This is a genomic window from Vibrio sp. 03_296, assembly GCF_002265885.1.
On the sequence record NZ_NPKW01000737.1, the window covers coordinates 1 to 559 of the forward strand.

Annotated in this window: 1 pseudogene; it reads left to right on the forward strand. The window is 45.3% G+C overall.

Features of this window, described 5'->3' with window-relative positions:
- Positions 1-112 precede the first annotated feature (112 nt).
- Positions 113-559: pseudogene (locus CIK04_RS27515) on the forward strand (methyl-accepting chemotaxis protein); the annotation flags it as partial.

The window sequence follows — 559 nt, forward strand, 5'->3', positions numbered from 1 at the left end:
CTCCCTTTTCGGGAGGTTTTTTTTGCTGCGAGCTACAACACTCAACTATTTGATAATGTAGTCGATATACTTTACGTGAGAAAGATTCATCGTAAGGAAGTTTAGAGTGAAGATGTCAGTAAGAAAAAAGTTATACGCCGGTTTTGGCAGTGTATTGGCCATTATGCTGGTGATGGTGGCAACAATATGGGTAGAGGTAACTGAATCACATGCGGTGGCCAATGAAGTGCGTCAAGACGATGTACCTGAAGTGGTTTACTACTTAATTTTGGTGGATGAAGCGGGAGACGTCTACCGTGATGCTATGGGGGTTGTGACAGGCGTAGAAGGCGCAGCACAAGACTATCGAGACAATAAAGGTGGAATTTTGCCCGCTGCACTACGCGAGGTGCGTAAACTCGAAACGCCAGGGGGAGAAGATGATCGCCGCCTTGAGAAAATTGAATCATCCATGAAGCAGTTTACTGACGCGTTTGAAGCTCAAATCTTGGCGAAAAATGGACAGGGAGACATTGATGAATCTCTGATTGTGGCTTTACGCAAGTTGTATCAAACCCAC